The sequence below is a fragment of the Streptomyces brasiliensis genome, from assembly GCF_014647875.1.
Taxonomy (GTDB): Bacteria; Actinomycetota; Actinomycetes; order Streptomycetales; family Streptomycetaceae; genus Streptomyces; species Streptomyces brasiliensis.
Window position 1 is genome coordinate 1 of the sequence record NZ_BMQA01000163.1, and the last position, 4,539, is coordinate 4,539.

The following is a 4,539-nucleotide window of genomic DNA, read 5'->3' on the forward strand; positions in this document are numbered from 1 at the left end:
ATCCCCACACACGCCCGAAGGCGCCCCGCAAGGGGCGTCCGGCCGCAAGGCCGGACGGGACTCCCCCGCCTTCAGGCAGGGGAGCCTTCAATAGAACTCAAGGCCACCGCCTCCTGCGGGCATTTCCCCAACGAACAGGCAGCGCTCAAGAGGATCTACTGGATGCGCACCGCACTCAGTTGAACGCCGTCCTCGGTCTGACGCACGCTCACGGACCTCCTGCGGTGTAGGTCGACACCGACGTACTGATGTCCGTTGTACTCGCTCACCTGAGGGCCTCCTTCGCCGTCACGCAGCAGGTAACTGGGACCTACCCAGGCACCCACGGAGGGCGGGGACTTCGCCCCTTCATCGCATCAAGACCTGTGGATTGATTGAAGTCCTTCAGGCTGCGTGAGCATCGGGGTGTTCGACGAGCCGACCTCGGTCGAAGCGGGCTCCGGCGCGGACGAGGGCGACCTGCTACCTCGGAAAACTTCGCTCCCGAAGCGGATCCCTGGCTCGACGACGCGGAGAAGATTGCCCCGGTGTCCGTGCCGAATGGTGATGATCCGTCGGGCGAGATCTCGGAGCCTGGCGGCCCGTCCGCTCACGCACCGCTCACATAAACGGCCCCGGACGAGACGTCCGAGGCCGACTAAGAACCTCTCTGGGGGAGAAACTGCAGGTCAGCGTAACTGAGGTGCCAGCGTGGGCCGTCGGGAGATCGGGTCTTATGGGCACGTTGCGGGTACGGCCAGCGATGTGTGCCTCTCGGCGTTCATCGATCCGGTGGTCCCCGGTGTTCCTGGGTCCGGGGAACGTCTGTACGGTATACCTTTCTCAGTGATCCGGAGTGGCTGACGCCGCTCCCTCTCTTACGGAGTCGCCATGGTGCGATCTTCCCTGCGCGCGGCCACAGCCTTGGGCTTGGCCCTCTATTTCTCCTCCACCGTGGCCGGGCCCGCCCTGGCTGACGACGGCCCCTCCGGAACCGGCGTCGTCGGTGATGTGAGCGTCGTCGAGCAGGCGGACCTGGTCACCGGTGCCCAGGAGACCCAGGACGCCTCGGGTGCCTACCGGGGTGACGTCCTCGTCCGCTTCACGCCTGTGGCCGACGCAGGCTTCCATTTCGAGGCCGGTACAGGCGAGGCGGCCTACACCACGCGCGTCGGATCGGACAACTACAGCTCGGTGACGGTCAGCTCCGTCGGCACGGGCTACTTCACGCTGGATACGCGGAATCTGCCGGACGGCCACAACACCCTGGACGTCACGGTCACCGAAACCACGGACGACACCGGCTCCGGGGCCACGGCCCAGACCATCAGGGGCACTGTCAGCCTTACCGTCACCAATCCGTCTGCGGTGTTCACCTCCCCACAGGCGCACACGCTCGTGTGGGGAGCCACCACGTACACCGTGGACGCCCAGTCGGCGACCGGCGGCTCCGCGATCGACCACGTCGACTTCTACGAGACGGCCCTGTTCTCCAAGAGCAACAAGCCCCGCGCGACTGACGACACCGCGCCGTACACCTACACCAGTACGTACTCGACCATGGCCTTCCATCCGGTCGTCCAGGCCGTCGCCGTCGACAAGGACGGCTACCGCTCAGCCCCGGTCTCGCTGCAGCTCACGGCCACGCCCGGCCCGACCGTGACGGCCACCACCAGCTCGCCGCAACTCGCCTACGGCGGTGCGGACTCGATGGACATGGAGTGGACGGCCGCCGTGCCGTACGGCTGGAACAGGATGGTTTCCGACCCCAAGTACTACGAGGTATGGCTGACCAAGGAGGAGGTCGCGGTCGACGGTAGGACCGTGCGGTCCTACGCCGACGGCGACAACCCGGTCTCGCCGCTCCAGGTGCAGAACGGCGGCTACCACCACATCAACACCACCTGGGGCGACGGCCTCGACACCTCGACCTGGTCGGTCGGCAAGCACACCGTCACGGTGACGGTCACCGACAGCACGGGGGCGGTCGGCACCGCCTCCGTCCAGGCGGTCGTGACCGCCGACAAGCTGACCGCAACGGCCCCAGGCGCTGTGGTGCTCGGCCAGAACGTGAAGGTGACCGGCCTGCTCACCGCGGGCACCGGGAACCCGCTGGCGTACCGTGCGGTCTCGCTTCAGGCCCGGCCGGCAGGCAGTACCGCCTGGAAGACGGTGGCCACCGGCACGACGGACGGCAACGGCCGCATTGCGCTGACCACCAAGCCCGCTCGGAACGAAAGCCTGCGCATGGTCGCCGCCGCCGGGACCAAACCTGTTTCGGCCGCCCCCAAGGTGTCCGTGTCGCCGAAGGTGACGCTGAAGGCATCCGCCACCAGAGTCAGGCACGGCGCCACCGTCAAGTTCAGCGGCACCGTCTCCTCCAAGGAGAGAGGCGCCACGGTGAAGCTGCAGGTATACCGCAGCGGCGCCTGGAAGACCCTCGCCTCCAAGCCCCAGTCCAGCACGGGCCAAGTCACCTTCACCCTCGGTGAGAAGACCAAAGGCACCTTCACCTACCGGCTGCATACCGTCGCGACGACCAGCTTCGCCGCCGCGCACAGCTCCTCGGTGAAGATCGCTGTGAGCTGACCGGTTCACCCCATCGGCGTCCCGCCCGGGCCACGGCTTCTCGGCTGCGTCCCGGGCGGCGGGGAGCGCGCTGTGATCGCCCCCAGGTCAGCGCGGTGGTCATACTCACCCGGCGCGCACCGCCAACGGCTTCCAGCTGGCCGCCCTTGCCCGGCGGACCTCACCTCGGTCATCGCCGTCGGCGGCACGTCGCCGAGGCCGCCGCGGAACCGGCAATGCACCGCGCGCCATGGCCACCTGGCGCAACCTGGCCATCGGCGCCCTGAAGATCGCCGACGTCACCAACATCGCCGCCGGCCTCCGCCGCAACGCCCGCGCCCCCCCCAACCGCTCACACTCCCTGGGCTCTTATGACTGCCACCTGTGTGGATCAGCCGGGGAAACTTGGTTGATCGGCTGCGGCCCCTCGTATAGCAAAGCCCCGTGATACATGGCGAAAAGATCGGGCTGCGTGCCCGGCATGAGAGCGACGTCCCAGTTCTCCACTCCGAGCTGTACGACGATGTGGCCACACGGTCACGCGCCGACTCCCGCCCGTGGCGGCCCATCCCACCAAGTTCGGGTCACTCGCCCTTCGCCGTGACCGGGCCGTCGGACGAGGCAGCGTGCTTCTCCGTTGTGGAGCTGGAGTCGCAGGAGCTGGTCGGCGAGGCCCTGCTCTGGCGGATCGACACACACAACCGGACGGCTCACATCGGGATCGCCCTGCGCCCGGCATTCCGCGGCCGCGGGCTCGCCGTCGATGTCCTGCACACGCTGTGCGAGTACGGATTCGCCGTACGTGGACTGCAGCGCCTGCAGATCGACACCCTCACAGACAACACCCCGATGCTCGCGGCGGCAACCAGAGTCGGGTTCACGCGGGAGGGAACGCTGCGGCGCTCCGCCTGGGTGTACGGCGCATATGCAGACGAAGCCATCCTTGGCCTCCTCGCCAACGATTGGACGCCCCGGAGATGATCGCGGCCGCCGATGGCGAGACCGCCTTCGCGGTGCAGGCAGCGCTCGCAGCGCGGTGCGCCATCGCGCCGGCGGACCGTACGACCCGCGAGCCTGGCGAGCCCGGTGTACGGCTGCGGTTCTTCCTGGACCTCCACCAGGAAGCCGTCCTGTAGGCCTGCGGCGAGCGCCGGCCGTACTCGTGCTGGACCAGGAGGTTGCCTGGGCCGACGTGGGGCGAGGCGTGGAGATGCCGGACGGCACCCTGGCGGTCCTGGACGACGCCGACCTGGAACGGCTCCCGCTGCCCTCCCGGCGCGTCATCGACGTGCTGGGATTCGTCGAGTCCGACACCGTCGAACCGGTCTCCTACCAGCGCGCCTACTACGCCCGCCCGGCCAGCCCCGCTGCCGAGCGGCCCTATGAGGTCCTCGTCGCCGCGCTGGCCCGCACCGGCCTGGTGGGGATCACCAGAACAGCCCTGCGCTCCCGGGAGCGGCTCGCGGTCCTGTACCCCTGGCACGGGGTGCTGGTCGTTCACACCGCCTTCTGGCCGGACGAAATTCGTGAGCCGGCACCCGCCGCGACCGGGCCGGTGACCGAGCGCGAACTGGAGCTCGCAGAGGTGCTGCTGGGTCAACTGCAGGGCATCGACGCCCAGGCCGTCCACGACGATTACGCCAAGGCCCTCCACCAGCTCGTGGCCGCGCTCAGCTCGGGGAGGACGCCGGCGGCACCCGCCGTACCCCGGGAGCCGCCGCTGAACCTGATGGCGGCTCTGGAGGCGAGCATCCGCGCCGCCCGCCGCGACCAGAGCTCGTAGCTGCACCCGACACCGAAGGGTAAGCGGGGATCAACTCTGCTGCCTGCAGCTTGAGTTGGGGGTTGAGCCGAGATACGGGAGATCGCCGCCATGGCGGCGATCTCCCGTATCTCGGCTCAACCCCTCATCCAGCCGGTCGAGTGCCGTTTCGTAGGCGCCCACCTGATCGTCTTGGCGAAAGTCGAAGAGTGGCGGCCGATCAGCGGATG

Annotated in this window: 4 protein-coding genes; all 4 read left to right on the top strand. The window is 68.5% G+C overall.

The features are described 5' to 3' along the window. Positions 1 to 870: 870 nt before the first annotated feature. Positions 871 to 2,568: a hypothetical protein gene (locus tag IEZ19_RS49125; RefSeq protein WP_189317852.1), complete on the top strand. Its 1,698-nt coding sequence runs from the start codon at positions 871 to 873 to the stop codon at positions 2,566 to 2,568. Between the two features lie 423 nt (positions 2,569 to 2,991). Further along, positions 2,992 to 3,528: a GNAT family N-acetyltransferase gene (locus IEZ19_RS49130; RefSeq protein ID WP_189317853.1), complete on the top strand. Its 537-nt coding sequence runs from the start codon at positions 2,992 to 2,994 to the stop codon at positions 3,526 to 3,528. Then, a complete protein-coding gene (locus IEZ19_RS49135) occupies positions 3,525 to 3,683 on the top strand; it encodes a DUF6207 family protein (protein ID WP_189317854.1) in 159 nt (52 codons plus the stop codon). Before IEZ19_RS49130 ends, IEZ19_RS49135 begins: the two co-directional genes overlap by 4 nt. A gap of 26 nt (positions 3,684 to 3,709) precedes the next feature. Beyond that, positions 3,710 to 4,330, top strand: coding sequence for a non-homologous end joining protein Ku (gene ku / locus IEZ19_RS49140; protein WP_268248802.1), 621 nt, complete (start codon positions 3,710 to 3,712; stop codon positions 4,328 to 4,330). Positions 4,331 to 4,539 lie beyond the last annotated feature (209 nt).